Origin of the sequence: Lactobacillus johnsonii ATCC 33200 (assembly GCF_000159355.1) — a bacterium.
Taxonomy (GTDB): domain Bacteria; phylum Bacillota; class Bacilli; order Lactobacillales; family Lactobacillaceae; genus Lactobacillus; species Lactobacillus johnsonii.
In genome coordinates, this window is record NZ_GG670131.1 from 1 (window position 1) to 3,549 (window position 3,549).

Annotated in this window: 2 protein-coding genes; both read right to left on the reverse strand. The window is 35.3% G+C overall.

The window, feature by feature from the left end; genetic code table 11:
• Positions 1-397: 397 nt before the first annotated feature.
• Positions 398-1,339: a replication initiation factor domain-containing protein gene (locus tag HMPREF0528_RS08730; protein WP_004896659.1), complete on the reverse strand. Its 942-nt coding sequence runs from the start codon at positions 1,337-1,339 to the stop codon at positions 398-400.
• A gap of 558 nt (positions 1,340-1,897) precedes the next feature.
• Complete coding sequence (locus tag HMPREF0528_RS08735) at positions 1,898-3,283, reverse strand: plasmid recombination protein (RefSeq protein WP_248619263.1); 1,386 nt, start codon at positions 3,281-3,283, stop codon at positions 1,898-1,900.
• Positions 3,284-3,549 lie beyond the last annotated feature (266 nt).

Sequence of the window (3,549 nt, forward strand, 5' to 3'; positions counted from 1 at the left end):
GGAGGCACCTACGCGGTGGGCGTGGGAGAAAAAGCTAACGCAATTTCTCCCTTACTCCAAAAATTAAAAGGTCACTTTCGTTCCCAATAATTTTTTGCGCATTTTTAAAAAGCTTCGCAATTTAAAAATTTTGCTCTCCAGAAAATAAAATAAGATTTTGGCGCAAGCCCCAAAACTTTTTTATTTTCTTTCGCAAAATAGCAAAAAATCCCAACGAGCCTTACGGCCCGAAGGGATTAATGCTATTTTTTGAGTGTCACATGTCACATGTCACTCTTGGGGGGAGGTCGTAGTACACCCCCTAGGAATACCATCTCAGCCTTACAGCCCCAACAGGTTTAATCCTATTTATTTCAAAAAAAAAGGTTGCAAAATGCAACCTTTTTGCAACCTTTTTTTATTTTTTAATACGAAATTCTCCTAGATAACTTTCTAATTCATCAACAATCTTCTGCTTGCTCTCTTCCAAACAGTTCAGTAATTTCAAAGTCACTGTTCTATCTTGATTATCTGGTTGTTGCATTAATTTTCTAAATTTAACTCTGGAATTTTTTGAAAGCTCAGCTAATATTTTTTCATCTTGCTTAATCGCCAAAAGAGTAATTTTATCCCTCAAACTAGTAACTCCATGAGGATCAATTCTATAAAACTTATCTAGTTTTTTCTTGCAGTCATCATACCAAGTTTTAGTTTTAGATCCTCTTAATTGCATTTCTAAACGCCAATAACTATCACAATCCAGCTCTTCATGGTTGGCTTTTCTTTCTAATTTTTTGTCATAAAAACGAATTTGAAGTCTACTTCCTCTAGCACCAGCATAAATAGAGCCTACTTCCCATGCTCTAGTCATATAAATCGTTCTAGAAGCGCCAAAAATATAAGGCTGATAACCTTTAACATCTAAATCGATCATATCAAATGCGATATCTAATCGACTAAATCGTTTATCTTGTAATTGATCTAAAAGCCATCTTAATGCTTTTGCCCACTCTGCTTCTGGCTCTTCTCTAAGTCGTTTGGGATTATAATCAACTCTTATTTTGCCTTGTTGATGTTGAGGTACTTCAAAGTAAGCAATGTTTTCATCGGTATCCGGATTAATAATATTTCCTGAAGTAGTTAACTTAAAAAATGATTCTTTCTTCCACTTTCGATAAATCACACGCATAAAAGTGCTAGTATCCGCATCACCGTTGAGTTTTGGCACTCCAATTATGGTAATTCTATCAACAGAAATTAAAACATGCGTCCCAAGTTTTGGGGGGTTTTGCCGGCTGTTAGATAAGCCGACAGATTTTTCTTCATTTTCTCGTGTCTTTTCTGACTTTTCTTTGGACATAAAAATAGACTCTCCCTTTCAGTTCAAAACCTACTAAGCAGAGTCCAACAATTAATCTAAAATAAACTTTTGTCTTGATTTAAGCTTGTTTATCCCCTAGAATATCTAGTGATTAAAAGACTTAAATTTTGCTAATTCATGCTTTTAATCATTTTCTTTCTTGTCTGACTCTGCAAAGTCAGGCTTTTTTTATTTTTCAAAGATTTTAGGTAAATAATACCACAAAAGCAGGGTCGCTCGCCGCTTGGCGGGAAAAAGCAGCCCTGCTTTTTCTTTTCTCTAGCTTACTACAGAGATACGTGTCAATTTCTTAAAACCCTACCAGAAGCCCTAAAATCGTCTCTGAGACGATTTAAAGGCTTCTAGGTATGATTTACCATTGACACTTCATTCAGCGTCTAAGCCTCTAAAAAGCTCTCTAAGAGCTTTTAAAAGTCTCTAAGCATGATTTACCGTTGACACTTCAATGTCCTCTATTCCTTATTGATATGACATACTTCTAAAACCATTGACATTTCAACATGCTGTCAAAAACGGAAAGTTTTTTTATTTTTGACATTATAAATCTAAATCTCTGGAATTATATCTTTGATTATATATTGATTTTTGCTTTTCAGTTTCGGCAGAATAACCCTTATTTGCTTCTTTAACTTCGTCAGCATTCATCTTCACATAAGTTTTGCCACCAACTTTGCGCAAATTAGAACCAATTTTTTGCCATAAGGCATGTGCTTTTTCTGGAATAGCTTTTGCAATACCTCTAATAGTTTTAACAGTGGCTTCAGCAAACATTCTTAATTGCAAGATTTGTCGCTGTTGGTCTTTAATTTTTTCCTCCTGCTCTTTATTTTTCTTTCTAAGCTCTTCTAACTCACGTTGGCGCTGTTCATCGCCAAGTCTTTTTTCCTGCCTTACAAAGCCTCTAAATTGATCAATTCCTTGGTTACGAAGTTGACGATTTTCTGCCTCTACTTCTTTGATAAGCTTGCCATGTTCTGCTAAATCAATTAAGTTAGCAATCTTTCGTTTTGAAGCTTCTTTATCAACTGTTCCAAAAGTACCAACAACTAGATAATCATCAGGAGTTCCAAGACGACGTTTTTTTGTTAGTTTTTCTGTTGTTCGAACCCACTGACTCCAGTTATCTCTAGTGTTCTGCTCTTTTTGATCCAAATCATTAAGTATAAACTCTTTACGCCTAATTTCTTTATCAAGATTTTTATTCTTAGTTTCTTTGTTTGCTGCAGCTTGTTCACGACGAGATATTTCTAATTCTCTTTGATCTAAATTATCAATTTGAGCCTTTTTGTCCTCAAATTCGGTATAAATTTGGCTTTTTTGTTCCTCCAAATCATCAATTTCTCGCATAACCTGCTTATATTGACGAACATCTTTAAGCTTGTTGGTTATTCCAGCTTTCCTCGTAATTCCATATAACAAAGCCTCATCAGCAAGCGCCTCAGCTTCCCTATGCTGGAAATCACGCCATTGCTTACGGTTATCTTTTTTTGAAATTGAAAAACCCTCTTCTGCAAGTGCTTTGTTCAAAACAGGTTTAACCTTGACACCTTGTTTGGCATTTAAATCATGGGCTACTGGAACAACATTAAGATGCATGTGCGGAGCTCCCTCTTCGTCCATGTGAATGACTGCATTATACGGTATCAAATTTGGATTGCGTTTTTGAAAATTATCAAAGTAATTTTCAAGAATTTTTTTACTTGTTTGCCAAGTTTGGGAAGTTATTCTATTTTCGTCATGCCTGTAATCATTGATATTACCAACTTGGACGATAAATTCATACTGAGTTCTTGTTTTTTTTGAATTTTTAATCTTCGAATAATAATCCTTAATCCTGCGGTCTTTGCGTTTTTGCTTGGCATTGTAGTCTTTTACAGCTTGTCCAAACTCTTGATTGTAAATATCTCTAATATCTTCGTGCAATAAAACCTCGTTAAGCCCCGTTAACTCAGGATTAATGTGCTTATGTCCTGTTCTATCAAAATCAAATTCATTCGGATTTAAGCTCCGATTATTGTGCTTGATTGATGTCTCATTTGCCTTTCCTTTACTGAAAGACATCGTCATTTCTGGCATGTTAATCCACCTCAATTCTATCTACCACTCTACCACCTTTTTGTCTCTTTTTTCCAAAAAGAGACGTTTTCCTAAACTTGTCAGCCACTAACGTGGCCAACAAGTTGAAAACG

What these genes read in the sequence shown, in the direction of transcription:
- HMPREF0528_RS08730 (WP_004896659.1), bottom strand. Translation starts at nt 1,339, where the DNA reads ATGTCCAAAGAAAAGTCAGAAAAGACACGAGAAAATGAAGAAAAATCT.